A 23,456-nucleotide genomic window follows, 5' to 3' on the forward strand; every position below is an offset into this window, starting at 1 on the left:
GCCTGTGGAAAACACAGGACACCGCCCATGCCGCCCAAATTCACCGCAGAAACACCGGATCAACTGATCTCGCCTGACGCGCTTTTGTCGATGTCGGGCTATGCGTTTTTGTGCGGCGTGCGCGATGGCACGATCTCGGGTCCCCCCATCGGCGCGGTTTGCGGTTTTCTGATTGATGAGGTCGAAGAGGGCCGCGTGTCGTTCCGCGGCGCACCGTCCTTTGAGCACACCAATATCGTCGGCGGCGTCCATGGCGGGTGGTATGCGACCATTCTGGACAGTTGTCTGGCCTGTGCGGTGACGTCTCTGACCCCGCAGGGCAGCTATATGACCACGCTTGAGTTGAAAATTAACATCACCCGCGCCGTGCCCATCGGGACAGAGGTCATCGCGACCGGCACCATCCAACACATGGGACGCAGCACGGGCGTCGCGTCGGCCGAGTTGCGTGACGCGAAAACCGGACGCCTTTATGCGACGGGGTCAACCACCTGCATGATCCTGGACGGGGCGTAACAGGCCCGTGCTCATATGCTGAATGCTCTGCAAGGGCGGCATCGGTATATCCGGCACCGCAATCCCCGCTGTGACACGGCGATGATAGACTGACGGGTGCAGGGTTTCTGACGGGTCCGCCCCGACTACCCGTGTATGGCGCAGTAAAAACAGCCGCCCCCAGCCACGGTTCAACCCGACACTGGGCGCCATCGGATCACAGGGGAAACGGGCGCGCCATCCCTCGGGCAACGGCACGCCGTTCTTTTCGACACGCGCCAACATCCACACCAGTGACAAGTTCGCCAATGGGCGGGCGTCCTCGTCCCCGTCGATATGGCCGCCGACATCGCCATGCGTGCCGGGAAACCAGACCTGTTCTAACCGGCCATGCCAATCGGCGCGGCTCTGCCACAGGACCGGTTCAAACGCCTCGCGCGTTTCGTCCAGCGCCAGCGCGTGATAGCCGTGGCGGACGTTGTCACTGAGGCTGTGGTCGTGAAAGGCGTGCTGTTCCTCGGTGAGCTTCCACAGAACCGGCAAACGCACGCCCAGCGCCTTGACCGTATCCCAGACGCCGACCATCTGAATGTCGACCGTCGGGTGGCAATAGGCATCGTTGAACACCGCCGCCGCACCGGTCCGCGCGCCCTTGCGATACAGGCGATAGGCCTGTTCGACATTGCGCTCGGTCGCATAGCGCCCCTGCAACAGGCCAACGCGGTCAATCACACCGGCCAGCGAACGCACGGCAAATGCACCGCGCGAATAGCCCAAGAATATGATCCGGTCACCGGGATGATAGCGTGACGCCAGATAGCCATAGGCGCGTTTGATCTGGCTGTTGATCCCGCGCCCGAACGCGACGTGATGGGTATTGCGCCACGTGGTCCATTGCACCCCCGCCTCATAATAGAGGGACAGATGCGCCGAGGCCGGCAGGCGCGACAGCATCTTATAGCTCAGGCCCGCATGGGTTTCATGCCCCGCGTCCAGCGACGAATTGGTGCCGTCCAGAATGATCACATGCGTCAGAGGAACCCGGGCAAAGGAGGGTTGATGCGCCTCTGTCTGACGCAGCCCCCGCAGCCAATCCCACGTTCGTCTGGCGATCCCCATTTAGACCTCTTTCAGCATCTCCCACACACGCAGCGGCGTGAATGGCATATCGACCTGCCGCACACCTTTGGCCCAAACCGCATCGGTGACGGCGTTCGCTACTGCTCCTAGTGCACCAACCGTGCCAGCCTCGCCGCATCCCTTCATCCCAAGGATGTTTGCCGTCGAGGGCGTGCTTTCGGTGGTAAAGACGATGTTGGGCATATTATCGGCGCGTGGCATCGCATAGTCCATGAAACTTGCCGTTAACAGCTGGCCGTCCTCGTCATAGACCGCGCGTTCCATCAACGCCTGCCCCAAACCTTGGGCAATGCCACCATGCACCTGCCCTTCGGCCAGCATGGGGTTCATCAGGTTCCCAAAATCATCGGTCACGCTGTATTTCACCACCTCGGTCACGCCGGTTTCGGGGTCGATTTCGACCTCGGCCACATGGGCGCCGTTGGGATAGGACCGCCCGTCCAGCTCATATTCTGCCTGATGGCGCAAAAGATCCGTGCGACCGGCGGCGCGCGCCATCTCGACCACATCCATGACGCTGGGGCGGTGGTTCGATCCGGGGATGATGAATTGACGCTCTTCCTCGTCGAACTCGACCGCGTCCGCATCGAACTGTTCGGCCACAAACGGGGCCATGGCGGCGACTGCGGCGCGCAGCGTGACCAAGGTCGCGCCGGATTGAATGGTGACCGAGCGCGATCCGCCCGTGCCCCCGCCCGTCGCGATCCGGTCGCTGTCGCCTTGGACCACGCGGATTTTGTCGACGGGAATGCCACTGCGATCGGCAAGGAACTGGGCATAGACGGTTTCATGCCCCTGCCCGCCCGATTGCGTACCCACATAGAGATAGACCAGACCGTCCTCGCCGAATTCAATCGTCGCGCCCTCGGTCGGGTCACCCAGAATGGATTCGATGTAATAGGCCAGACCCAGCCCCCGCAGACGCCCGCGCGCCGCGCTTTCGGCCTTGCGCGCGTCGAAACCCGCGACATCGGCGACCTCGGCCACGCGGCTGAGGACGCGGTCGAAATCCCCCACGTCATAGAGTTGATCCGACACGGTGCGATAGGGAAAGGCGTCCTTGGCGATAAAGTTACGGCGGCGCAACTCCCACGGATCGACGCCCAATTGCCGCGCGGCGTAATCCATCACGCGTTCAAGAACATAAATCGCCTCGGGCCGACCGGCCCCGCGATAGGCATCCACCGGCGCGGTGTTGGTGAACAAACCCTGCACCCCTAGATAGGCCACCGGAATGTCATAGGCCCCCGTCAGAACCTTGGCGAACAGGGCCGATTGGATGTTCTGTGCGAATTCGGAATTATACGCCCCGAGGTTCGACAGGTTATGCACGCGGTAGGCAAGGATCTTGTGGTTCTCGTCAAACGCCAGTTCCGCGTGCGAGGTCAGATCGCGCCCGCCATTGTCGGTCAGCATCGCCTCCGTCCGCTCCGACATCCAGCGCACAGGCCGCCCCAGCATCCGCGCCGCATGCGCCACAAGGAAATATTCGGGATAGACAAAGCCCTTCATCCCGAAACCGCCGCCCACCTCGGGCGTGGTGACGCGCACCTGTTCGGGGGCGAGGTTCAGGATTTTGCTTAGCGAGCCCTTGAGCCCCCAAACCCCCTGCCCCGTGAACCCGACATGCAGACGGTCACCGTTCCATTCGGCATAGGCCCCGCGCGGCTCCATCGAGTTCACGATGATCCGGTGATCGGCCACGTCCAGAGACACCACATGCGCGGCGCGGGCAAAGGCGGCCTCGGTCGCCTCGGCATCGCCCAGCGCCCAGTCATAGGCGACGTTGCCGGGGGCCTCGGGGTGGATGTCGGGATCGGCAGATGGGGTCAGAGACGTCGCGACGGGCAGATCGTCGATGTCCAGCATGACCAATTCCGCCGCATCACGCGCTTGGTCCAGCGTTTCGGCAATGATGAACGCCACCGCGTCGCCCACGAACCGCACACGCGTGTCGGCAAGGATCGGGCGCACGGGCCGCGCGCCACGGCTGCCATCGCGGTTGGTGACGACGGATGCAGAGATGGAATTCTTGACTCCCGCCTCGGCCAGATCGGCGGCGGTGATGACGGCATGCACACCGGGCGCGGCGCGCGCCTCCGCCACATCCAGTTCTGTGATCGTCCCATGGGCCACGGAGGACCGTACCGCATAGCCAAACAACGCCCCCTCAGGCGCAATGTCGTCGATATACTGCCCGTTTCCTGTCAACAGGCGCAGGTCTTCGCTGCGCTTGGCGGTCTGGCTTGCGCCGAATTTTTCGATGGTGCCCATGGTCCTCTCCCGTTCGAGGTTATGGGCCAAACCTAGAGGGTTGCGACATACTGTCCAGCCCCTTCGTAGGGTCCCTCAGAGGTTCTGCACCAAAACCGCGTCCGACGCCCCATAGCCGTTAAACCGCGTGGCGGTCACAACGGAATAGGCGCCAAATCCGTCAAAGATCAGATAATCCTCTTCGGCGGTGCTACAAGGCAGGGTCAGGCGGTCGGACAGGCGATCCAGACTGTCACAGGTCGGGCCAAAGGCGGCGAATGTGGTGGTCGTGCCGGTCTTGGGCGTGCCATCGGGCGCAACCACATGCACGCGGTCAAACCCGCGCACCACCGGCAGTTCGGCCAACGCGCCATAGGTCCCGTCATTGAGGTAGAGCGCCCCCGCGCGGCGCGATTTTACCCGCACGGCCAGCGAAAACGCTTCGGCCACCATGGCGCGGCCCGGCTCGCAAACCAGATCGACGCGATAGGGGAACGCGGCCTTGGCCGTGGATTTGATCGCCTCGAATATCGCGCTTAGGGCGGGGCGTTGCCCGTTGCGCCACGCCGGAAACCCGCCCCCGACGTTCAGACGGTGGATATGGACGCCCGCGCGCTGGGCGATATCGGCGGCCCCAAGGATATAGCTGACCCAAGCCACAGGATCAGCGCATTGCGTACCCGGATGGAATGTCATGGACGCGCGATGCCCCGCCGCCGCCACACGGTGCAGCAGGTGAACCGCCATATCGGCGGGCGCGCCGAATTTCTCACCAAAATCATATGCCGCGCCAGAAACCGACATTTTGAACCGCACCGCGATTTCGCTGTGCGGTGGGAGAATGTCCAACAGTTTCGACAATTCAACATCGCAATCGACCGACCACGACGTGACACCGGCGGCCCCGCCTGCGGCGATCTCGGACCGGCTGCGGACGGGGTTGTGATAGTGCAGTGCCGCATGCGGACAATTCGCCCGCACAAGGTCGATTTCATAGGGCGAGGCCACGTCGAACGCCGTCACCCCCGCCGCACAGAGGTTCGCCAGAACCAATGGATCGGCATTCGCCTTGACCGCGTAGGTCACCAGCCCGTCAAACCCGTCGATGAATTCGCGCGCGACGGACTGTAGGACGGCAGGACAGGCGTAGAACGTGGGAACATCGGGGCGGACCTTGGCCAAATGGTCAACGGGGCTGGCCCAGAAGGGATCGGACTGCTGCATGGCGTTTCCTTTCTTTGACTGCTCGCCTTCAAATTTTTGACCAAGAAAGGTGTGATTTCACCGGACAGAACTGTTAAATTAGAGTCATAATCGGGCATATCGCCAAAATCGGGGGCAAATTGCATGGATGCCTTGGACAAAGACATTATCGCCTGCCTGACCAGCGACGCGCGCATGTCGGTTGCGGTGATGGCGCGGCGGTTGAATGTGGCGCGATCCACGGTGCAGGCGCGGCTAGAGCGGTTGGAAACCAACGGCACGATTGCGGGCTATACCCTGCGCCTGAACACGGCGATGGAGGAAACCCGCATCCGCGCAACAATCCTATTGTCCGTTGAGCCGCGTGCGCAGGCGTCGGTCCTGACCCGGTTGCGGGCCATTCCCGAAATCCGCGCGGCGCATACGACGTCAGGGCGGTTTGACATGCTCTTACGGGTCAGCGCGGACACCACCGCCGCGCTGGACGGGGTGCTGGATCAGATCGGCGACATGCCCGGCGTCAAATCATCCGAAAGCCTGATCCACCTCAGCACGAAAATTGCACGGCAATAATTCACGCGCAGATGGTGATTTTTCACACTTCCGCCTTATTCGTGATATAGTCGTGATCATAGTTAACGCTACGTTAGGTAAATCGTCGCAAGGTTCGCTCATGTTTTCTCGGCTTCGTCCCCAATCCGCTTCGCACACCCTGCCGCATATGGACCCCGTCCTTGCGCAGCAAATCCGCACCCTGCCCCCGTCCAAGGTCGCCCATGATCGGCGCGTGCGATACCAGACGGTGATCTACCTGACGCTGCTGATTGCGGTGATCACCCTGCCCCTGATGCTGTGATCGCTCTGGGCACCCCCTAAAAACATCGACCAAGGCTTTTCCTTGGCATAGTCGCGCGTTAAACAGCCCCAAACCACATGTGGGACGGATGACTATGTCGATGGAAAAAACCTTTAACGCCGCCGAGGCCGAAGCACGCCTGTACGCGGCATGGGAAGAGGCCGGCGCATTCAAGGCCGGCGCAAACGCGTCGCGCGATGAGACGTTTACGATCATGCTGCCCCCGCCGAACGTCACCGGCGCGCTGCATGTGGGTCACGCGTTCAACCACACGATCATGGACATCCTGATGCGTTGGCACCGGATGCGCGGGTTCGACACCCTGTGGCAGCCCGGTCAGGACCACGCCGGTATCGCGACCCAGCTGCAGGTCGAGAAAAAGCTGATGGCCGAAGAAGGCCGCAAACGCCGCGACATGCCGCGCGACGAGTTCCTGTCCAAGGTCTGGGAATGGAAGACCGAAAAAGGCAGCACCATCATCGACCAGATGAAGCGCCTTGGCGACACCTGTGACTGGTCGCGCAACGCCTTCACCATGTCCGGTGCGCCGGGCGCGCCCGCCTCGGATCAGGACGGCAATTTCCACGACGCAGTGATCAAAGTCTTTGTGGACATGTACAACAAGGGCCTGATCTATCGCGGCAAACGCCTGACCAACTGGGACCCGCATTTTGAGACCGCGATCTCGGATCTTGAGGTCGAGAACATCGAAACGCCCGGCCATATGTGGCATTTCAAATACCCGTTGGCCGGTGGTCAGACCTATACCTACATCGAAAAGGATGAGGACGGGAACGTCACCCTCAGCGAAGAGCGCGATTACATTTCGATCGCCACGACCCGCCCCGAAACCATGCTGGGCGATGGCGCGGTTGCGGTGCACCCGTCGGACGAACGCTATGCCCCCATCGTGGGCAAGATGGCCGAAATTCCGGTCGGCCCCAAGGAACACCGCCGCCTGATCCCGATCATCACCGATGAATACCCCGATCCGACCTTTGGTTCGGGTGCGGTGAAAATCACCGGCGCGCATGATTTCAACGACTATGAGGTCGCCAAGCGCGGCAACATCCCGATGTACCGCCTGATGGATCAGCGCGCGGCGATGCGCGCCGATGGCCTGCCCTATGCCGAAGCGTCCGCGATTGCACAGGCCGTATCGAACGGCGACAAAACGCTGAGCGAGGCCGAGATCGACGCGCTGAACCTTGTGCCCGATGCCCTGCGCGGTTTGGACCGGTATGAGGCGCGCGAGGCCGTGGTGAAACAGATCACCGACGAAGGTCTGGCGGTCATGACCACCGCGATCGAAAAGGACGACGAGGGTAATGAGGTCGAGGTGACCGTGCCCTATGTCGAGAACAAACCGATCATGCAGCCGTTCGGCGACCGGTCCAAGGTCGTGATCGAACCGATGCTGACGGACCAATGGTTCGTGGACGCGGCCAAAGTGGTTGAGCCCGCGCTGGAGGCCGTGCGCACCGGCCGCACCAAGATCATCCCCGAAAGCGGCGAAAAGACCTATTACCACTGGCTGGAAAACATCGAACCCTGGTGCATCTCGCGTCAGCTCTGGTGGGGACACCAGATCCCCGTGTGGTATCTTCCTGGTCGCAATGCCGATGGTTCCCCAGCGGATCCAGATGCGCCACAAACGAGCCCGATGGCCGTTTGCGCCGCAAGTTTCGAAGAGCTATCTGCCAAATTGAAGGATCAGCTTGGTGCTTCCAAAGTCAAGGAAATCCCTGCGGACTTTACCTTGGCTGACAACAATTTCATGGACGCATTTCTGGTCAACTCCAGATTTGGCAGCGACGAAGACCACGACTACTTGGTTGCATATCGCGACCCCGACGTCCTCGACACGTGGTTCTCGTCCGGCCTGTGGCCGATCGGCACGCTGGGCTGGCCCGAGCAGACGGCGGAGATGGAAAAATACTTCCCCACCGATGTTCTGGTCACCGGTTTTGACATCCTGTTCTTCTGGGTGGCGCGGATGATGATGATGCAGCTGGCCGTGGTGGACGACATCCCGTTCCACACCGTGTACCTGCATCAGCTTGTCCGCGACGAGAAGGGCAAGAAGATGTCGAAGACCACCGGCAACGTCATCGACCCGCTGGAAATCATCGACGAATACGGCGCGGATGCGCTGCGGTTCACCAACACGGCGATGGCGTCGATTGGCGGTGTGCTGAAGCTGTCGGTGGACCGTATCAAGGGCTATCGCAACTTCACAACCAAACTGTGGAACGCCGCGCGTTTTGCGGAAATGAACGGTGTGTTTGAGGGTTATGCCCCCGATGGCACGATCCCGACCGCGAACGAGACGGTGAACAAATGGATCATCGGCGAAACCGCCAAGGTTCGCGAACTGGTCGACAGCGCCTTTACCGATTACCGGTTCAACGACGCGGCAAACGGCCTTTATGCGTTCGTCTGGGGCAAGGTCTGTGACTGGTACGTGGAATTCGCGAAACCGCTGTTGAACTCGGACGACGCCGCCGTGGTGGCCGAAACCCGCAAAACGATGGCGTGGGTGATTGACCAGTGTCTGGTCCTGCTGCACCCGATCATGCCGTTCATCACCGAGGAACTGTGGGGCATTCTGGGCGAGCGGTCCAAGATGCTGATCCACGCCGATTGGCCGACCTACACCGCCGCCGATCTGGTGGATGCGGACGCCGACCGCGAGATGAACTGGGTTCTGACCCTGATCGAGGAAATCCGCAGCTCGCGCGCGCAGATGCACGTGCCCGCCGGCCTGAAACTGGCCATGCTGCAACTGGATCTGGATGACGCCGGTCAGGGCGCGTGGGACCGCAACGAGACGCTGATCAAACGTCTGGCGCGCATCGACAGCCTGACCGCCGTGGACGCCGCGCCCAAGGGCTGTATCACCATCGCGGTTGAGGGCGGCACATTCGCCCTGCCCCTTGCCGATGTGATTGATGTCGCAGAGGAAAAGGCGCGTCTTGAGAAGTCCCTGCAAAAACTGGCCAAGGAATTGGGCGGTCTGCAAGGGCGTCTGAAGAACCCGAAATTCGTGGCCAGCGCCCCCGATGAGGTGGTCGAAGAGACCCGCGAACTGGCCGCGCAGAAAGAGGACGAAAAGGCCAAGCTAGAGGCCGCTTTGGTCCGTCTGGCGGAGCTGGGCTAATCAGACCTCTTTCAACGTGAACCCGATTGCGGCCCCGGCGATGCTGAGGGCCGCAAACACCCCCAAGATGCCCGTGACGCCGATCAGACCGGACAGGGCCCCGATCCCCCCCATCGCAATCAAAACCGCCCCGACCACTGTGTTGGCGACCGCGGTATAGCTGGCGCGCTGATCCTCTGGCGCGAGGTTAACGAGATAGGTTGAGCGGCTGTTGCGCACGCCCTGATAGGCGATCATCACCCCGAACAGGCACAGCGGGATTGCCCATTGCGTCGCGCTGAGCCCTGCCAGATCAAGGGCAATCGCAAGGATCAGAAACACCGCAGCCGCCCCACCGGCAAGTGACAGAACCAAACGCGACGACCGGTCCGACAGGCGACCCCAGATATAGGCGCTGCTGACACCTGCCAATGCGGTGGCCAGCATCATGACGCCAAGGCCCTGAAACACGTCCTCACCCGCGCGGGCGGACAGCACCACCAGATAGGGCGGCGCAAGCGCGGTTGGCAGCAGAAGACACCGCACAATCACGAACCGGCGCAAATCGCCATCTGTCCCCAGCAGCGACAGTTGCGACAGGCCGACATGATCGCCCTCGGCCGGTTGGGCGGGCTCCCGCAGACCGGCGAAGATCACCGCGGCCAGCGCGAAACAGGTCGCCGCCGCCGCAACCGCCCCGATCACAAGGTCCTGACGCGGGATCAGATTGGCGATCAACAGGACCGCGAACAGCGCGACAATGACCGGCGCGACACTGCCCGCACTGCCCGTGACGGTGCCGCGCCGTGGCTTGCCTACGGTTTTTCCCAACACGTCCTTGTACGCCACGGAACAGACCGACCGCGACACGGCGACAAGGCCAAGGGCCGCGACAATCGCCACACCGGCGGCCAACCCCGACAGGGTCAGCGCGGCAAACACGATAACGCCCGCGCCCACCGCCTGTCCTGCCGCGCCAAGGGTCCACGCCCATTTGCGCCGCGCCATCGCGCGGATGCGGGACGCGGTGAAGAGTTGCGGCAAGAGCGCCCCCGCCTCGCGCACGGGCACCAGCATCCCGATCAACGCGGCAGGTGCCCCAAGCGCGCTGAGCAAAAAGCTGAGCACCAGTTTCGGGTCAAGCAACCCGTCGGCGATCTTGGACAGGGTCAGCGCGCCCATATGGCGCAGGAAATTTCCATGTTCGGCCTCTTGGGCACAGTCGGGCAAATCGTCGTCGCGCCCGGCGTCCCCCGTCAGCAACTCAAATGCAGTGTCGGCAATATCGTGACTTTTCATACCCAATGACCTAGCCCACCCGCGCAATTGACAAGGGCAACTTGACAGGCCCTGCCCCGCCCGTCAAAACGCGCATCAAACCTTTACCCGCAACCGGGCGTTCCGTGGGCGCCAAACCGACGAGGAGACCGGCCAATGGCCCAGATTTCCCTGACTTTTCCCGATGGCAATGCACGTGAGTACGAGGCCGGCATCACCGCCGCCGCCGTGGCCGAAAGCATTTCCAAATCCCTGTCCAAAAAAGCCATCAGCGCGACCGTAAACGGCGAACATTGGGACCTGCAATGGCCGATCAACGCGGACGCCAACATCGCCATCCACACGATGCAGGATGACGCGCAGGCCCTTGAACTGATCCGTCACGATTTGGCACACGTCATGGCGCGCGCGGTTCAGGACATCTGGCCCGACGTCAAGGTCACCATCGGCCCCGTGCGCGACAACGGCTGGTTCTACGATTTCGACCGAGCTGAGCCCTTCACCCCCGAGGACCTTGGCCAGATCGAGGCCAAGATGAAGGACATCATCAACGCCCGCGACGCCGTCAAGACCGAGGTCTGGTCGCGCGAGGATGCGATCAAGTTCTATCAGGACAACAACGAGCCCTATAAGGTCGAGCTGGTTGAGCGCATCCCCGCAGGCGAAGATATCCGCATGTACTGGCACGGCGATTGGCAGGATCTGTGCCGTGGCCCGCACCTACAGCATACCGGCCAACTGCCCGCCGATGCGTTCAAACTGACCCATGTGGCAGGGGCCTATTTCCTTGGCGATAGCGACCGCCCGATGCTGCAACGTATCTACGGCGTGGCCTTCAAGAACCGTAAGGACCTGAAGGCGTGGGAACTGATGATGGAAGAGGCCGCCAAGCGCGATCACCGCAAGCTGGGCCGCGAAATGAACCTGTTCCACATGCAGGAAGAAGCCCCCGGTCAGGTGTTCTGGCACCCCAACGGCTGGCGCATCTATACCACGCTGCAGGACTATATGCGCCGTCAGCAGACCCGCGACGGCTATGTCGAGGTGAACACGCCGCAGGTGGTGAACCGCAAGCTGTGGGAAGATTCCGGTCACTGGGAAAACTATCAGGAAAACATGTTCATCGTCGAAGTCGACGAGGATCATGCCCGTGAAAAAACGGTCAACGCCCTGAAACCCATGAACTGTCCCTGCCACGTGCAGGTGTTCAATCAGGGCCTGAAATCCTATCGCGACCTGCCCCTGCGCATGGCCGAGTTCGGCTCGTGCAACCGCTATGAACCCTCGGGCGCGCTGCACGGGATCATGCGTGTGCGCGGGTTTACGCAGGATGACGCGCATATCTTCTGCACCGATGACCAGATCGAATTCGAAACCAAAAAGTTCATCGAATTCCTGTCGGGCATCTATGCCGATCTGGGCTTTCACAACTGGACCATCAAGCTGTCGACCCGCCCTGAAAAGCGCATCGGCAGCGAAGAGAGCTGGGACCGTGTCGAGGCCGCCCTTGGCAACGCCTGTCGCGCCGCCGGTCATGACTTTGAGATCCAAGAGGGCGAAGGTGCCTTCTATGGTCCGAAACTGGAATTCACCCTGACCGACGCGATTGGCCGTGACTGGCAGTGCGGCACGCTGCAGGTGGACCCGAACCTGCCCGAACGTCTGGACGCGACCTATATCGGCGCGGACGGGGACAAGCACCGTCCCGTCATGCTGCACCGCGCGGTTCTGGGCAGTTTTGAGCGGTTCATCGGTATCCTGATTGAGGAACATGCCGGTAAACTGCCCTTCTGGCTGGCCCCGCGTCAGGTGGTTGTGGCCTCGATCATTTCGGACGCTGATCCCTATGTGCATGAGGTCGTCGCGGCCCTGAACGCCGCCGGTGTCCGCGCCGAGGCCGACATCCGCAACGAGAAGATCAACTATAAGGTCCGCGAGCATTCGGTCGCCAAGGTTCCGGTCATTCTGGCCATCGGTCAGAAAGAGGTCGATGAGCGCACGGTGACCCTGCGCCGCCTCGGGGAAAAGCAGACCCGCGTGGTCGAACTGGACCAAGTTGTTACAGATTTGGCGACTGAGGCCACCGCGCCGGATTTGCGGTAAAATCCGCGCCGCACCGCAGAGATTTGAACAAGCCCCTGATTTTCAGGGGCTTTTTCTTTATCTGCGCCCAATATCAATTTTTCGGAATGTTTCACGCAATAACGGGGGTGTCAGACACTTTCTTGTGAGTAGAAAGCGAGCGTTTAGGTCTCTTAAGTTATTCCCATACCACGATGTGGTGCCGAAACCTGACTAACCAAAGGGAACACTCATGTCCAAACACGCTAAAATGCTGACCGTTGCCGGTGCTGTTGCTGCTGCTGTCACCGCTTACGCTCACAACCCCGCTCCGGCCCAAGCCCAAGCCATGGAGAAATGCTTTGGCGTTTCGCTGGCTGGTGCAAACGATTGCGCCGCTGGCCCCGGCACGACCTGCGCTGGCACCTCGACCGTTGACTACCAAGGCAACGCTTGGTCGCTGGTTCCCGCTGGCACCTGCGAAAGCATGGAACTCGAAGGCGGCCGCCACGGCTCGCTGACCGCGCTGGACCGCGACCTGCCGGCATAAGCCGATTTCGCCCGGCCTCTTTTGAGGCCGGGCCTTTTGCTTGGGGATGAGCATGCTAGACCACCGTATTTCCACCCTGCCCGCAGATGTCGGCGTCGGCTACAAGCCGCAGCATTTTCCCGACATCATGCGCGATGCCGCGCCGGTCAAATGGCTAGAGGTGCACGCCGAGAACTATGTCGGTGACGGTGGTCGTCCCTTGGCGCAATTGCGCCATCTGGCAGAACGCTTTCCGATTTCCGTGCATGGGGTGGGTCTGTCGATTGGCGGTGAGGGTCCTCTGGACGCCGAACATCTTGGCCGTCTACGCCATCTGGTGGATTGGCTGAAACCCGCGAGTTTTAGCGAACATCTGGCGTGGTCGACCCATGACACGCATTTCCTGAACGATCTCTTGCCCCTGCCCTATGACGAGCCGACCCTGGCGCGGGTGTGCGATCATATCGATCAGGTCCAGACCGCATTGGGCCGCCGGATGCTGCTGGAAAACCCGTCGACCTATCTGGCGTTTGCGGACAGCACCATGTCCGAGACCGATTTCCTGCGTGAGATCGTGGCACGCACCGATTGCGGGCTGCTGCTGGACGTGAACAACGTCTATGTCTCCTGCACGAACCAACAAACCGACCCTGTCGCCTATCTGGCCGGCTTTCCGCTACAGGCCGTTGGGGAAATCCACCTCGGCGGGCATGACACGGATCACGACGAATACGGCGCGCCCCTGTTGATTGACAGCCATGCCGCCGAGGTCGTCGATCCCGTCTGGCGTCTGTATGAGCACGTTCTTGAACTGGCCGGTCCGAAACCAACCCTGATCGAATGGGACACGGATGTGCCCGCGTGGAATGTGCTGGCCTCGGAGGCACGGCGCGCGACCTATATCATGAACGGGGTGCGCGCGGCATGAGTGGCCAGAGCGCCTTTACCACCGCGGTTCTGCACGCGGATCGCCCTGTGCCCGATGGCCTGATCGACCCCAAGGGGCGTCCGGCGGGTAAACGGTTCGATGTCTATCGCAACAACGTGGTGATCAGCCTGCGCAAGGCGCTGGAGACCGGATTTCCGGTGCTGCGCAAACTGGTGGGCGATGACTTCTTTGCAGCCATGGCCGAACTCTACGTGCGTAACCACCCGCCGACCTCGCCCCTGTTGATGCATTACGGGCGCGATATTCCGGTGTTTTTGGAACATTTCCCCTATGCCGCGCACTTGCCCTATCTGCCGGATGTGGCGCGGTTGGAACTGGCCCTGCGCCACAGCTATCACGCCGCCGATATCGCGCCGATTGCGCCTGAAAACCTTGCATTGGACGAGGCGACTTTGGCGCGTGCGACCCTGACCTTTGCGCCTGCGATGGCGCTGTTGCGGTCGCGCTATCCGGTGGCAAGCCTTTGGCACGCCAACACCGACCAACCGAACCTCAAGGTGCCTGATCGCGGCGAAAACGTCCTGATCACGCGCCCCGAATACGACCCCGTGGTGCAGATCCTGCCCGCTGGGGGCGGCGTTTTTGTCGAGGCCCTGAAACAGGGTCACAGCATTCAGCACGCCGCCGAGCGCGCAAGCGCCGCAATCGCGAATTTTGACCTAGCCGGAGTCTTGGGGATGCTGATCGCGGGCCACGCGATCACCGGCGTAACGATAGGATAAGACATGAACGCTTTGATTTCCGCCCACGACCGCCTGTTCGGCGCGATCGAGAACCTGACCGCATCGTGGCTAATGCCGACGCTGGCGCGGTTCGCCTTTGCCGCGACCCTGATCACGTTCTTCTGGAACTCGGCCAAAACCAAGCTGGGCGAAGGGATCGGCGGGCTGTTCAGCCCCTCGTTCGGGGCCTATGCCCAGGTGTTCCCGAAACAGATGGAGGCCGCGGGCTATGATATCTCGAACTTTGGCGCCTTCCACACGCTGGTCGTCGTCGCGGGCATGTGGGCCGAGTTCATCCTGCCGCTGTTGGTCGTGATCGGTCTGGCGACGCGTCTGTCGTCGCTGGCGATGATCGGTTTCATCGTCGTTCTGACCCTGACCGACCTCTATGGCCACGGCGCGATTGGCGTGCCCGAAACCCTTGGCGCGTGGTTTGACGGCAAACCCGATAGCGTGATCATGGACCAGCGTCTGCTGTGGTTGGTGCCGCTGGTCCTGTTGGTGGTGCGCGGCGCAGGCCCGATTTCCATCGACGGCCTGCTGCGCCGCTCTCAGGCCGTGTCGGGCTGAGACGCCAATAGGGCGAACAGACCGCCCAAACCGGCCATGGCGATCGGGAACATGGTGAACACGCCAAACCCGAACGCCCAATACATTCCGGCCGCAGAGACCAGCATCAGCCCCCCGCCGATGCGGTTTTGCGACCGGGCCATGCCCCCACCCGCAATCGCCAGAATCGGCGCGATCAAGGCCGCACCACGGATCAGGGCGACGTTATCCACCTGTGTTAGCAGATCGCCCCGTTCCCCGAAATGGTCGATAAAGACCGTATAGCCATAGCTGAAAAAGCCGACCAGCAGGCCAATCAGACCCGCAATAATGCCCAGCATCAACGCCGCGTTGCGCATGTTCCTGCCTCGTTTTTATTCGACACCAAGGGCGGATTGAACGTCCTTGCTCCAGCCCAGATACATCTGATCGCCGTCTACAATCACCGGACGCTTCATCAATGTCGGATGTTCGACCAGCAATTCAACCGGATCTTTTGCGCGCGTCGCCTCATCCAGACCGCGCCATGTGGTCGAGCGCCGGTTGATCAGATCCGCGCCAAAGCGGTCATAGAACGCCGCCAGTTGCGACCTTTCAACACCGTCCGCGCGCACATCAATGACCTTGAAGTCCGGAAAATGCGGCGCTAGGCTTTTTTGTGCCTTACGACAGGTGTCACAGGTTTTCAGTCCAAAGAAAATCATTTCGCCCCCTTTTTGCGCAAGATAAGGCAGCTTTACGCAGGATACGAGACTTCGCCCTTGCCTTTTTTGCGATTCGGGGGCCTTGATCATATGCGTGACAACAGACTTTCTTTGACGACCTATCCTCGTGCGGGGACAGCAGGAAGAATTGGAAGACCCTGGCTGTGACCGACCCGACGCACAATGCAGAGGGCAAATTAACACGATGGAGAAACGGAATGGCCACTGGCACCGTTAAATGGTTCAACGCAACGAAGGGCTATGGGTTCATTGCCCCCGATGATGGCGGCAAAGACATCTTTGTGCACATCTCGGCAGTTGAACGCGCAGGCATGCAAGGCCTGAAGGACAACCAAAAGATCGAATTCGAAATGATCGAAGGCCGTGACGGCCGTCAGTCCGCAGGCGATCTGAAACTGCTCTGATAGCAGGCATTCGACCGTAAGATGACGAATGCCGCGCCGATCTTTATCCGCGCGGCATTTTTATACGTACCGTTGACCGGCCGTGCCCCGCATTATTGCAGGGTCTGGTAGCCGGATTTGTACGGGTTGATCACGAACACCCGACCAGTATAGCCCGCAGGCACCTGATCCGCCGTGACAAAACGGTTGATCGGTTGACCGTTGCAGAAAACCGTCCCATCGCGCGTCATCGGCACCGTCCCTGCGGGGCAGGTGCTGTTGCTGGCATCGACCGAGCGCAGCGGAATCGCATTCGGGTCGTTGGGCGCGACATAGTTCCATTCGCGCGTGATAGCGTCCGTCGTCGGATTCGCCATGGCCGTTCCCGCGGTGGCCAGCATCAGAGCAGCCGTCGCGACGGCGTATTTAGTAAGTACCATAATACCCCCATCAAGATGTAGACTGCTCGGAAAGTTTTTTAATTAACAACACCTTAACAGCATCCGCAAATGTGTCAATTTCAAGGCGCGGGTGAAACGGGTTGTTTCCAGATGCAAAACAAAACCGGCCTGAAATCAGACCGGTTTTGCTAATTGTTTCGATGTCAGACGCCAAATGTGGCGCGGATCAGCCGTTCAGCAGACCCTGAAACTCGCGCCATTCGCCCTTGCTCATACCCGAGCTTTCCTGCGTGACCTCGTTTCCGGCCAGCATCTGACGCACGCATTCCAGCGCCCGCCCCGACAGGGTCGCGCCGCCCATGCGGTAATCTTCAAACGCACCAAAGGCCGCCGGCACCCAATCCGCTACGACCTTGCAGATCGCATCGGCATAAACGCGGATTTCATATTGGGCGTGACTATCGGCGCGCAGACGCAAGAAATGGAAGAGGTTGTGCAAATCCACCTTCCAATACCATTGCGTGTAGATGTTCGCAGGCAGATTCATCCGCGCCAGTTCCCGCGCCAGACCTTGCTGGCCCTCGTCGCTGATCATGGATTCATAGTTGTCATAGCACCGCGCCGCGTCCGATTTCAGGATTTCCAGAACGCGCGCCGCCTCATCCCCTGTCAGGGTCTCGCCGCGCCCTTGGTTGTTCACGGTCGACTGGGCCGCGATGTGCTGGGGTTCAGGGATGTAGAATTCCCGATCCATGATCGAATAGCGAGCCGAATATTCGTTCACGTTGGCGGTCCGGTGACGGATCCATTGACGCGCGACGAAAACGGGCAGTTTGACGTGCAGTTTGATCTCGCACATCTCGAACGGGGTCGAGTGCCAATGGCGCATCAGGTAACGGATCAGGCCCTCGTCGTTGCTGACCGATTTGGTGCCCTTGCCATAGGACACGCGGGCCGCCTGACAGATGGCCGCGTCATCCCCCATATAATCGATGACCCGAACGAACCCGTGATCCAGCACCTCAATCGGTTTGTAGAGGTGCTGTTCCATCCCTTCGGACACCGCGCGCAGTGTCATTTTCGGGCTGGCGCGCAGTTCTTCGATTTCGTCCAGTTGCTCTTGGGTCAACGGCATGGGCGATCCTTCCACGAGAGTGAGTCGGGTGCCACTATATCTATGGCGCGCTTCAAATTGAACCACGATATCCGCCGTTGCCAAAACGAAACGTGATTTAAGAAAAGTATCATCAGGATTGACTTGGAGGCCCTCAATCGCGGATTCTTCTGCAAAAATTAGGGGCGAGAGCAGATTATGTTTCGGAATTGGGTATCAATTGGTTTGATCGCGGGCCTTGCGGCCTGTGGCGGTGGTGAGGGCAACAATCCGATCAACGGCGGCGGCGGCGGCGATGGGGAAACCACCCAGAACGACATCCCCGAAGAACTGGCCCGCAACCTACAGCGCATCAATTACAATGCGGATACGGACACGTTGATCGTGGAAATCTCCTCGCTCGACTCGGGCGACGGTGAGGCGACCTATGACCGCAATCCGGCCTTGGACGTACCTGGCTATTCGGCGTTCACCTTGCAGGACGATCCGCTTGACCGGATGTTCATCGCCCTTGTCGCGGCCAGCACGGATGGCTCGGTCCAAGCGGGCGTTGTCGGCGATGGCGGTCAGTTCAACCGCTATTTCAGCGGCGGCTTTTATGAGCGCACCGGCCCCTACAGCCAACCCACAACCGGTCAGGTGTCCTATGCGGGCGCCTATGCGGGGATCACCAACCTGCCTGCGGCGGGTGACAACCTACTCGACCCGCCCCCCGGAACGGACCCCAGCCTGTTACCGCGTGAGCCGCGGATCACCGTCGGCACCGCGTTCCTGAACGTCAGTTTTGGCGACAATTCGGTGAACGGCGCGATTTTCGACCGGAGCTTTGTTGACGATGGCTCGACCCTGCCCGACGTGGCGCTGATTGAAACCGAGCTGGACAGCAACGGAGAATTCCTTGGGACCGTTGAATTCTCGGGCCGTCCCGATGAGGGCCAGATCGGCAGTTTCGGCGGCATTCTAGGTGGTGAAGGCGCGACCAGTGTCGCGGGCGTGATCTATCTGGACAGCATTTATGTGTCCGACGATCCCCGCAACAGCGGCTTTGAAAACGAGGTCGGGGTGTTCGTTCTGCCGCAATGTGGCACACCGGGTGCGCCGTCGATCTGCGACGATCTGAACTAATCCGCGATGCGCCGGTTTCTAATCGGTTTAATCCTGTGCCTGTGGCCTGTTCTGGCCACGGCGCAATCGGTTGAACTGACCCTTGATCAGGCCCGTTCACTGGCGCGGCGCGCGTTCTTGGCGGGCGACACGGTCTTTGCCAACGAATTGGCGCATGGGTTGATCACCGCCAATCCCGATGACGTCGGCGCGCTACTGCTGTTGGCCGCGACCGAACCGTTGATGGGCCGCGCCAATGAGGGGCGCGAGGCGGGCGCCAAGGCGTGGAAACTGGCCGAGACAGACACCCTGCGCCATGAGGCGGCGTTCTACACCGCACGCGCCGCCGTGTTTGATCGCAGCTTTGCCAATGCGCAATTCTGGTTGCGCCGCGCCTATGACACTGCCCAGACCGAGGCGCAGGAACGCCGCGTTGCGGTCGATTTCCAACGGGTGCGCGCCGTGTCGCCGTGGGTCAGCACGTTGAACTTTTCCGTCTCGCCCTCGTCCAACTTGAACGGCGGGGCCAGTTCGCCGTTTTTGGTGATCGACGATTTCGCGGGGATTGGCGTCCTCAGTGGCACCGCGCAGGCCCTGTCGGGCGTGCGCGCGGATGTGCAGATCGGGCTGGGCTATCGGTTCGGACGCTCGGAAAATTCGCAAACCACGCTGAAATTCGATGGCTATCACAACTTCAACACGCTCTCGTCCGAGGCCCGCGCCCTTGCCCCCGGCGTGCCCGGGTCGGCGTTCAATCAGGCGGTCGCCGAAATCAGCGTCGTCCATGACCGGTTCGCGCCGGTTGGGCCGCTGCCCTCGCAATATTCACTGGCTTTTGGGCGCAGTTGGTTTGGCGGTCAGCCATTGGACGAATACGCGCGCCTCGGTCTGGCGCGTCAGCTCCGTCTCGGCCAGCGCAGTTCTCTGACCCTGTCCGCGCAAACCGAAGAGCACTGGTCCCTGACCACCGTGCCGGATTCCCGCGGGTTTGAGGGCGAGATCGTCCTGCGCCACCGGTTGCAGTCGGGCGCGACCATGGGTCTGTCCGTCGGCGGGGTCGAGGTCACATCGCCCAGCGTCAACCAAACCTACACCGGCTGGTCCCTGTCCGCCGAATATGCCCCTGCCAAACCAGTCGGCCCTGTCGATCTGGCCTTTGGCATCGGCGTTTCGACCAAGGACTTCCCGACCTATTTCGTCGGCACGTTCGAGGCCCCCGGCGGGCGGCAGGAAACAACCGTCTCGGCCACGATCGAGGCCCAGTTCACCGACGCCGAGGTTCTGGGCTTTCACCCCGTTCTGACCCTGAACGCCAGCCAGAGCACATCGAACATCAGCCGCTTTACCGGCGAAACGATTGGCCTGTCTTTCGGGATCAAATCTGCGTTCTGACCTCGTCTTGGCAGCAGACTGTGCTAGTCTCTGACCCAAAGGAGACACGCATGGATATCAAATACCTGCACACGATGGTCCGGGTTAAAGATCTGGAAAAATCGATGGCATTTTACGAACTTCTGGGCCTGCGCGAAACCCGCCGCCATGAGAGCGAAGCGGGACGGTTTAGCCTGATTTTTATGGCGCCCCCGGGACAGGAAGAGTGTCCAGTTGAACTGACCTATAACTGGGACGGCGACGATGCCCTGCCCGATGACAGCCGCCATTTCGGCCACCTCGCCTATGCGGTCGAGGACATTTACGCCATGTGCCAACACCTGATGGACAATGGCGTCACCATCAACCGCCCGCCGCGTGATGGCCGCATGGCCTTTGTGCGCAGCCCTGACAATGTGTCGGTCGAACTGCTGCAGATGGGCGACGCACTGGAGCCCGCCGAGCCATGGACCAGCATGGAAAACATCGGTCACTGGTAAGGGCGATCTGCGCGGGGGCCGCGGTCGCGGTCCTTGGCGCGGGGCCTGCGGTGGCGCAATGCCGTCTGGCGCTTGTTCTGGCGCTGGACATTTCGTCCTCGGTCGATGCGGCCGAGGATGCGTTACAACGCGCGGGTCTGGCCGCGGCCCTACGTGCGCCCGAAGTCGTCGATGCGATTTTGGCCGATCCATCGGCGCCCGTTGCCCTAGCGGTTTATGAGTGGAGCGGGCGGTATCAGCAGGACATGGTGCTGAACTGGACCTTGTTGAACAGCGTTCCCGCGATCGACAACGCCGCCGCCGCGATTGCCGGATCCAAACGTTCCTACGCCGAATTTCCGACGGCGGCGGGATATGGCATCGGCTATGCGGCCAGCGTGTTTGACACCGCCCCGCCCTGTTTGTTCCAGACGCTGGATGTGTCGGGCGATGGAGTCAACAACGACGGGTTCACGCCCGAACAGGCCTATGCGAATTTTCCTCTGGATGATGTGACGGTAAACGGCCTTGCCATTGGCGGCGCGACGCCCCACGATCAGGATGTGTTCGATTTCTATCTGGACCAAGTCGCCAAGGGGCCGGGATCATTCGTAGAAACTGCCGACGATTTTCAGGATTTCGCGCGCGCAATGCGGCGCAAACTGCTGCGCGAGGTCGAAATGCGAATCCTTGGCGCGGTGCAGGACGGTGGACCGCCCGAGGGGTAATCGCGGCGATCATCGGATTTTCCGCCTCAACGGCCATGGCCGAATGTCGTCATGCGCTGGCTGTCGGGTTGGATGTGTCGGGGTCCGTTGATCAGGTTGAGTATCGCCAGCAGTTGGACGGTCTGGCCTATGCCCTGACGCGCCCCGATGTGATGGCGGTTCTTTCCCCACTTGGCGGCCGTCAAACCGAAATCATGGTCTATGAATGGGCGGCCCAGCAGGACATTCGCGTCCTAACGGACTGGCGCACGATCACGTCCGCACATGATCTGACCCACATCGCCGATCACCTGCGCGCAACCGCCCGAACGCTGAGCAGCCCCGAAACCGCATTGGGTGAGGCGCTTGATTACGGGTTGGCGGCATTGTCGACGCGGCGCTGTGATCGGTTAACGCTGGACCTGTCGGCGGATGGGCCGTCGAATGAGGGGCCGCGTCCGCGCGATATCTACAAACGCTACCCCTATGTGGATGCGACGGTGAACGGGTTGGCCGTGGTGTCGCCCGAAAACGGGGCCGTGCGGAATGGGGATTTATTGGCCTATTTTCGCGCCGAGGTCCTGAACGGGCCGAATGCCTTTGTGGAACAGGCCCAAGGCTATGACGGCTATGCCCGCGCGATGCAGCGTAAATTATTGCGCGAGATGCGCGCGTTAGAGGTCGCGGCGCGTCAGTAGATATAGCGGATTTGATCGGTCCAATAGCGTTCCATCCGGCGCAGGCTCTGGGTGATTTGATCAAGACCCTCACCGTCAATCACGCCGCGCTCTTCCAGACCATCGGCATGGCGTTCAAACAGTTCGGCCACGATATCGCGGATTGCGCGGCCCCGTTCGGTCAGACGCACCCGCACGGACCGGCGGTCAATCATACAGCGTTGATGGTGCATATAGCCAAGATCGACCAGTTTCTTCAGGTTATAGGACACGTTCGATCCCTGATAATACCCGCGGCTTTTCAACTCGCCCGCCGTCACCTCATTATCGCCGACGTTGAACAGCAACAGCGCCTGAACCGGATTGATCTCCAGTTCATTCAACCGTTCAAATTCGTCCTTGATCACGTCCAGCAACAACCGGTGCAGCCGTTCGACCAGCGCCAGCGCCTCAAGATAGCCGGTCACGAACGCCGCCTGACCCGGCGTCGAAAAGGGGGCATGTATACTCATCCGATACCTCGTCCGTCTGTATAGAACGGGGATAACCGGTGAGGTTCAAAGATTCGGTTAAAATTTCCGCAGCTCAGCGCGCGCCGGCATGAACCGCAATCGTTTCAATCAGATCGCCAAAGGGCGCAGGCGTCGGTGCCTGCCCCGTGACCCATTGATAGAGGTCCTGATCGTTCTCTTCGAGAAGCGCGTCGAACAGATCAAGTCCGGCCGTATCAAACGCGGCCAGACGATCCGTCGCAAAATTCCCTAAAATGATATCCATCTCTTTGATGCCACGGTGGGTGGCGCGCATGTACATACGTTTCAGGCGGATATCATGGGGTTCTGTGCTCATACGTGATCCTTTAGCGCAAGGCGCAGGCGCTTTTCAAGTCGTCCCAGACGTCCGCCCAGCGCGTTGACCTCTAGTTTGACCTGACGGATGTCGGACAACAGGTTCGCCACATCCGCAGGCAGGGCCGCCTCATTGTCGGGACCGTCGATGCCGTCGCCCTCGCCGTTCAACAGCCACATGATCGAGACGTTCAGAACGCCCGCCAGCATCTGCAGCTTGTTCGCGCGGGGTTCGCTGAGGTCCTGTTCCCATGCGCCAACGGTCTTGAGCTTGACCCCAAGACGGCGGGCCAGATCAGCTTGGGACATGCCCATCGCCTCACGCGCACCAACCAAGCGATCGCCAAAAGTTGCGGCATCTTCCGAGTACCAGTTTTCTTGTTCCATTTCTTGGTCCATTTCGTGCTCCTCTTGGCCGATCTTGCTTGAATGGCCTTGCCCCCCACCCTATGAGTGTCGCGATGCGTTTTCAA

Annotated in this window: 26 protein-coding genes; 15 read left to right on the forward strand and 11 right to left on the reverse strand. The window is 60.8% G+C overall.

Annotated features, from left to right (window positions below; translation table 11 throughout):
- The first annotated feature begins 27 nt into the window (after positions 1-27).
- Positions 28-516, forward strand: a complete 489-nt coding sequence (locus tag R1W00_RS02635) for a PaaI family thioesterase (RefSeq protein WP_317261157.1) — start codon at positions 28-30, stop codon at positions 514-516.
- On the opposite strand, the gene R1W00_RS02640 is transcribed toward R1W00_RS02635, so the two are convergent.
- The 3 genes from R1W00_RS02640 to R1W00_RS02650 all read right to left on the reverse strand — a co-directional run bounded on the left by R1W00_RS02640 (position 484) and on the right by R1W00_RS02650 (position 5,112).
- Positions 484-1,614 (reverse strand): DUF2235 domain-containing protein, encoded by a 1,131-nt coding sequence (locus R1W00_RS02640; protein WP_317261158.1) that lies wholly within the window; start codon positions 1,612-1,614, stop codon positions 484-486. The two genes, R1W00_RS02635 and R1W00_RS02640, sit on opposite strands and share 33 nt — an antisense overlap.
- The gene (locus tag R1W00_RS02645) at positions 1,615-3,909 is read right to left on the reverse strand and encodes a xanthine dehydrogenase family protein molybdopterin-binding subunit (protein ID WP_317261159.1); all 2,295 of its coding nucleotides are present in this window, start codon (positions 3,907-3,909) and stop codon (positions 1,615-1,617) included.
- A 75-nt stretch (positions 3,910-3,984) separates the two neighbouring features.
- The gene (locus tag R1W00_RS02650) at positions 3,985-5,112 is read right to left on the reverse strand and encodes a type III PLP-dependent enzyme (protein ID WP_317261160.1); all 1,128 of its coding nucleotides are present in this window, start codon (positions 5,110-5,112) and stop codon (positions 3,985-3,987) included.
- Positions 5,113-5,235: 123 nt separating this feature from the next.
- On the opposite strand from R1W00_RS02650, the gene R1W00_RS02655 reads away from it, so the two are divergent.
- The 3 genes from R1W00_RS02655 to R1W00_RS02665 all read left to right on the forward strand — a co-directional run bounded on the left by R1W00_RS02655 (position 5,236) and on the right by R1W00_RS02665 (position 9,107).
- Complete coding sequence (locus R1W00_RS02655) at positions 5,236-5,664, forward strand: Lrp/AsnC family transcriptional regulator (RefSeq protein ID WP_317261161.1); 429 nt, start codon at positions 5,236-5,238, stop codon at positions 5,662-5,664.
- A gap of 100 nt (positions 5,665-5,764) precedes the next feature.
- Positions 5,765-5,947, forward strand: a complete 183-nt coding sequence (locus R1W00_RS02660; RefSeq protein WP_317261162.1) for a hypothetical protein — start codon at positions 5,765-5,767, stop codon at positions 5,945-5,947.
- A 94-nt stretch (positions 5,948-6,041) separates the two neighbouring features.
- Positions 6,042-9,107, forward strand: a complete 3,066-nt coding sequence (locus R1W00_RS02665; RefSeq protein WP_317261163.1) for a valine--tRNA ligase — start codon at positions 6,042-6,044, stop codon at positions 9,105-9,107.
- Here R1W00_RS02665 and R1W00_RS02670 read toward each other — a convergent pair whose 3' ends face one another.
- On the reverse strand, positions 9,108-10,385 hold the full coding sequence (locus tag R1W00_RS02670) for an MFS transporter (RefSeq protein WP_317261164.1): 1,278 nt from the start codon (positions 10,383-10,385) through the stop codon (positions 9,108-9,110).
- Between the two features lie 135 nt (positions 10,386-10,520).
- On the opposite strand from R1W00_RS02670, the gene thrS reads away from it, so the two are divergent.
- The 5 genes from thrS (at position 10,521) to R1W00_RS02695 (ending at position 15,195) form a co-directional block, all read left to right on the forward strand.
- On the forward strand, positions 10,521-12,467 hold the full coding sequence (thrS, locus tag R1W00_RS02675; RefSeq protein WP_317261165.1) for a threonine--tRNA ligase: 1,947 nt from the start codon (positions 10,521-10,523) through the stop codon (positions 12,465-12,467).
- A gap of 211 nt (positions 12,468-12,678) precedes the next feature.
- On the forward strand, positions 12,679-12,975 hold the full coding sequence (locus R1W00_RS02680) for a DUF2282 domain-containing protein (RefSeq protein WP_317261166.1): 297 nt from the start codon (positions 12,679-12,681) through the stop codon (positions 12,973-12,975).
- Positions 12,976-13,027: 52 nt separating this feature from the next.
- Positions 13,028-13,882, forward strand: a complete 855-nt coding sequence (locus R1W00_RS02685) for a DUF692 domain-containing protein (RefSeq protein WP_317261167.1) — start codon at positions 13,028-13,030, stop codon at positions 13,880-13,882.
- Positions 13,879-14,625, forward strand: a complete 747-nt coding sequence (locus R1W00_RS02690) for a DNA-binding domain-containing protein (RefSeq protein WP_317261168.1) — start codon at positions 13,879-13,881, stop codon at positions 14,623-14,625. Before R1W00_RS02685 ends, R1W00_RS02690 begins: the two co-directional genes overlap by 4 nt.
- A 3-nt stretch (positions 14,626-14,628) precedes the next feature.
- Entirely contained in the window at positions 14,629-15,195 is a 567-nt protein-coding gene (locus tag R1W00_RS02695; protein WP_317261169.1) for a DoxX family membrane protein, read from the forward strand.
- Here the strand turns inward: R1W00_RS02695 and R1W00_RS02700 are convergent.
- Both R1W00_RS02700 and R1W00_RS02705 read right to left on the reverse strand, forming a co-directional pair.
- Entirely contained in the window at positions 15,177-15,533 is a 357-nt protein-coding gene (locus tag R1W00_RS02700) for a hypothetical protein (RefSeq protein WP_317261170.1), read from the reverse strand. The genes R1W00_RS02695 and R1W00_RS02700 overlap by 19 nt on opposite strands.
- A gap of 15 nt (positions 15,534-15,548) precedes the next feature.
- Positions 15,549-15,878 (reverse strand): arsenate reductase family protein, encoded by a 330-nt coding sequence (locus R1W00_RS02705; protein WP_410901513.1) that lies wholly within the window; start codon positions 15,876-15,878, stop codon positions 15,549-15,551.
- Positions 15,879-16,096: 218 nt separating this feature from the next.
- Here R1W00_RS02705 and R1W00_RS02710 point away from each other — a divergent pair, with 218 nt between their 5' ends.
- Entirely contained in the window at positions 16,097-16,303 is a 207-nt protein-coding gene (locus tag R1W00_RS02710; protein WP_317261172.1) for a cold-shock protein, read from the forward strand.
- A 92-nt stretch (positions 16,304-16,395) separates the two neighbouring features.
- Here the strand turns inward: R1W00_RS02710 and R1W00_RS02715 are convergent, their stop codons facing one another.
- On the reverse strand, positions 16,396-16,722 hold the full coding sequence (locus R1W00_RS02715; protein ID WP_317261173.1) for a hypothetical protein: 327 nt from the start codon (positions 16,720-16,722) through the stop codon (positions 16,396-16,398).
- A 187-nt stretch (positions 16,723-16,909) separates the two neighbouring features.
- Positions 16,910-17,818, reverse strand: a complete 909-nt coding sequence (gene thyX / locus R1W00_RS02720) for an FAD-dependent thymidylate synthase (RefSeq protein WP_317261174.1) — start codon at positions 17,816-17,818, stop codon at positions 16,910-16,912.
- A gap of 177 nt (positions 17,819-17,995) precedes the next feature.
- Here thyX and R1W00_RS02725 point away from each other — a divergent pair, with 177 nt between their 5' ends.
- The 5 genes from R1W00_RS02725 to R1W00_RS02745 are packed head-to-tail and all read left to right on the forward strand — an operon-like array spanning position 17,996 to position 22,156.
- Positions 17,996-18,922 (forward strand): thymidylate synthase, encoded by a 927-nt coding sequence (locus R1W00_RS02725; RefSeq protein ID WP_317261175.1) that lies wholly within the window; start codon positions 17,996-17,998, stop codon positions 18,920-18,922.
- 6 nt (positions 18,923-18,928) lie between these two features.
- A complete protein-coding gene (locus tag R1W00_RS02730; RefSeq protein ID WP_317261176.1) occupies positions 18,929-20,293 on the forward strand; it encodes a hypothetical protein in 1,365 nt (454 codons plus the stop codon).
- A gap of 50 nt (positions 20,294-20,343) precedes the next feature.
- Positions 20,344-20,772 carry a VOC family protein gene (locus R1W00_RS02735; RefSeq protein WP_317261177.1) on the forward strand — a complete coding sequence of 143 codons (429 nt, stop codon included), beginning with the start codon at positions 20,344-20,346 and terminating at the stop codon, positions 20,770-20,772.
- Entirely contained in the window at positions 20,739-21,479 is a 741-nt protein-coding gene (locus tag R1W00_RS02740) for a DUF1194 domain-containing protein (RefSeq protein ID WP_317261178.1), read from the forward strand. The genes R1W00_RS02735 and R1W00_RS02740 overlap by 34 nt, the downstream gene beginning before the upstream one ends.
- 35 nt (positions 21,480-21,514) lie before the next feature.
- The gene (locus tag R1W00_RS02745; RefSeq protein WP_317261179.1) at positions 21,515-22,156 is read left to right on the forward strand and encodes a DUF1194 domain-containing protein; all 642 of its coding nucleotides are present in this window, start codon (positions 21,515-21,517) and stop codon (positions 22,154-22,156) included.
- Here R1W00_RS02745 and R1W00_RS02750 read toward each other — a convergent pair.
- The 3 genes from R1W00_RS02750 to R1W00_RS02760 form a co-directional block, all read right to left on the reverse strand.
- Entirely contained in the window at positions 22,150-22,647 is a 498-nt protein-coding gene (locus R1W00_RS02750; RefSeq protein WP_317261180.1) for a MarR family winged helix-turn-helix transcriptional regulator, read from the reverse strand. The two genes, R1W00_RS02745 and R1W00_RS02750, sit on opposite strands and share 7 nt — an antisense overlap.
- 73 nt (positions 22,648-22,720) lie before the next feature.
- A complete protein-coding gene (locus R1W00_RS02755; RefSeq protein ID WP_317261181.1) occupies positions 22,721-22,984 on the reverse strand; it encodes a succinate dehydrogenase assembly factor 2 in 264 nt (87 codons plus the stop codon).
- Positions 22,981-23,382 (reverse strand): helix-turn-helix transcriptional regulator, encoded by a 402-nt coding sequence (locus R1W00_RS02760; RefSeq protein WP_317261182.1) that lies wholly within the window; start codon positions 23,380-23,382, stop codon positions 22,981-22,983. The genes R1W00_RS02755 and R1W00_RS02760 overlap by 4 nt, the downstream gene beginning before the upstream one ends.
- Positions 23,383-23,456 lie beyond the last annotated feature (74 nt).

Origin of the sequence: Rhodovulum sp. FJ3 (assembly GCF_032918305.1) — a bacterium.
Classification (GTDB): domain Bacteria; phylum Pseudomonadota; class Alphaproteobacteria; order Rhodobacterales; family Rhodobacteraceae; genus SAT37.

Excerpts from the sequence above, each read along its gene's own strand:
- R1W00_RS02695 (WP_317261169.1), top strand. The coding sequence starts at position 14,629 with ATGAACGCTTTGATTTCCGCCCACGACCGCCTGTTCGGCGCGATCGAG.
- R1W00_RS02755 (WP_317261181.1), bottom strand. The coding sequence starts at position 22,984 with ATGAGCACAGAACCCCATGATATCCGCCTGAAACGTATGTACATGCGC.
- thyX (WP_317261174.1), bottom strand. The coding sequence starts at position 17,818 with ATGCCGTTGACCCAAGAGCAACTGGACGAAATCGAAGAACTGCGCGCC.
- R1W00_RS02730 (WP_317261176.1), top strand. The coding sequence starts at position 18,929 with ATGCGCCGGTTTCTAATCGGTTTAATCCTGTGCCTGTGGCCTGTTCTG.
- R1W00_RS02680 (WP_317261166.1), top strand. The coding sequence starts at position 12,679 with ATGTCCAAACACGCTAAAATGCTGACCGTTGCCGGTGCTGTTGCTGCT.
- R1W00_RS02670 (WP_317261164.1), bottom strand. The coding sequence starts at position 10,385 with ATGAAAAGTCACGATATTGCCGACACTGCATTTGAGTTGCTGACGGGG.
- R1W00_RS02685 (WP_317261167.1), top strand. The coding sequence starts at position 13,028 with ATGCTAGACCACCGTATTTCCACCCTGCCCGCAGATGTCGGCGTCGGC.
- R1W00_RS02655 (WP_317261161.1), top strand. The coding sequence starts at position 5,236 with ATGGATGCCTTGGACAAAGACATTATCGCCTGCCTGACCAGCGACGCG.
- R1W00_RS02710 (WP_317261172.1), top strand. The coding sequence starts at position 16,097 with ATGGCCACTGGCACCGTTAAATGGTTCAACGCAACGAAGGGCTATGGG.
- R1W00_RS02705 (WP_410901513.1), bottom strand. The coding sequence starts at position 15,878 with ATGATTTTCTTTGGACTGAAAACCTGTGACACCTGTCGTAAGGCACAA.
- R1W00_RS02650 (WP_317261160.1), bottom strand. The coding sequence starts at position 5,112 with ATGCAGCAGTCCGATCCCTTCTGGGCCAGCCCCGTTGACCATTTGGCC.
- R1W00_RS02760 (WP_317261182.1), bottom strand. The coding sequence starts at position 23,382 with ATGGACCAAGAAATGGAACAAGAAAACTGGTACTCGGAAGATGCCGCA.
- R1W00_RS02635 (WP_317261157.1), top strand. The coding sequence starts at position 28 with ATGCCGCCCAAATTCACCGCAGAAACACCGGATCAACTGATCTCGCCT.
- R1W00_RS02660 (WP_317261162.1), top strand. The coding sequence starts at position 5,765 with ATGTTTTCTCGGCTTCGTCCCCAATCCGCTTCGCACACCCTGCCGCAT.
- thrS (WP_317261165.1), top strand. The coding sequence starts at position 10,521 with ATGGCCCAGATTTCCCTGACTTTTCCCGATGGCAATGCACGTGAGTAC.
- R1W00_RS02700 (WP_317261170.1), bottom strand. The coding sequence starts at position 15,533 with ATGCGCAACGCGGCGTTGATGCTGGGCATTATTGCGGGTCTGATTGGC.
- R1W00_RS02740 (WP_317261178.1), top strand. The coding sequence starts at position 20,739 with ATGGACCAGCATGGAAAACATCGGTCACTGGTAAGGGCGATCTGCGCG.
- R1W00_RS02690 (WP_317261168.1), top strand. The coding sequence starts at position 13,879 with ATGAGTGGCCAGAGCGCCTTTACCACCGCGGTTCTGCACGCGGATCGC.
- R1W00_RS02645 (WP_317261159.1), bottom strand. The coding sequence starts at position 3,909 with ATGGGCACCATCGAAAAATTCGGCGCAAGCCAGACCGCCAAGCGCAGC.
- R1W00_RS02735 (WP_317261177.1), top strand. The coding sequence starts at position 20,344 with ATGGATATCAAATACCTGCACACGATGGTCCGGGTTAAAGATCTGGAA.
- R1W00_RS02640 (WP_317261158.1), bottom strand. The coding sequence starts at position 1,614 with ATGGGGATCGCCAGACGAACGTGGGATTGGCTGCGGGGGCTGCGTCAG.
- R1W00_RS02725 (WP_317261175.1), top strand. The coding sequence starts at position 17,996 with ATGTTTCGGAATTGGGTATCAATTGGTTTGATCGCGGGCCTTGCGGCC.
- R1W00_RS02745 (WP_317261179.1), top strand. The coding sequence starts at position 21,515 with ATGGCCGAATGTCGTCATGCGCTGGCTGTCGGGTTGGATGTGTCGGGG.
- R1W00_RS02715 (WP_317261173.1), bottom strand. The coding sequence starts at position 16,722 with ATGGTACTTACTAAATACGCCGTCGCGACGGCTGCTCTGATGCTGGCC.
- R1W00_RS02750 (WP_317261180.1), bottom strand. The coding sequence starts at position 22,647 with ATGAGTATACATGCCCCCTTTTCGACGCCGGGTCAGGCGGCGTTCGTG.
- R1W00_RS02665 (WP_317261163.1), top strand. The coding sequence starts at position 6,042 with ATGTCGATGGAAAAAACCTTTAACGCCGCCGAGGCCGAAGCACGCCTG.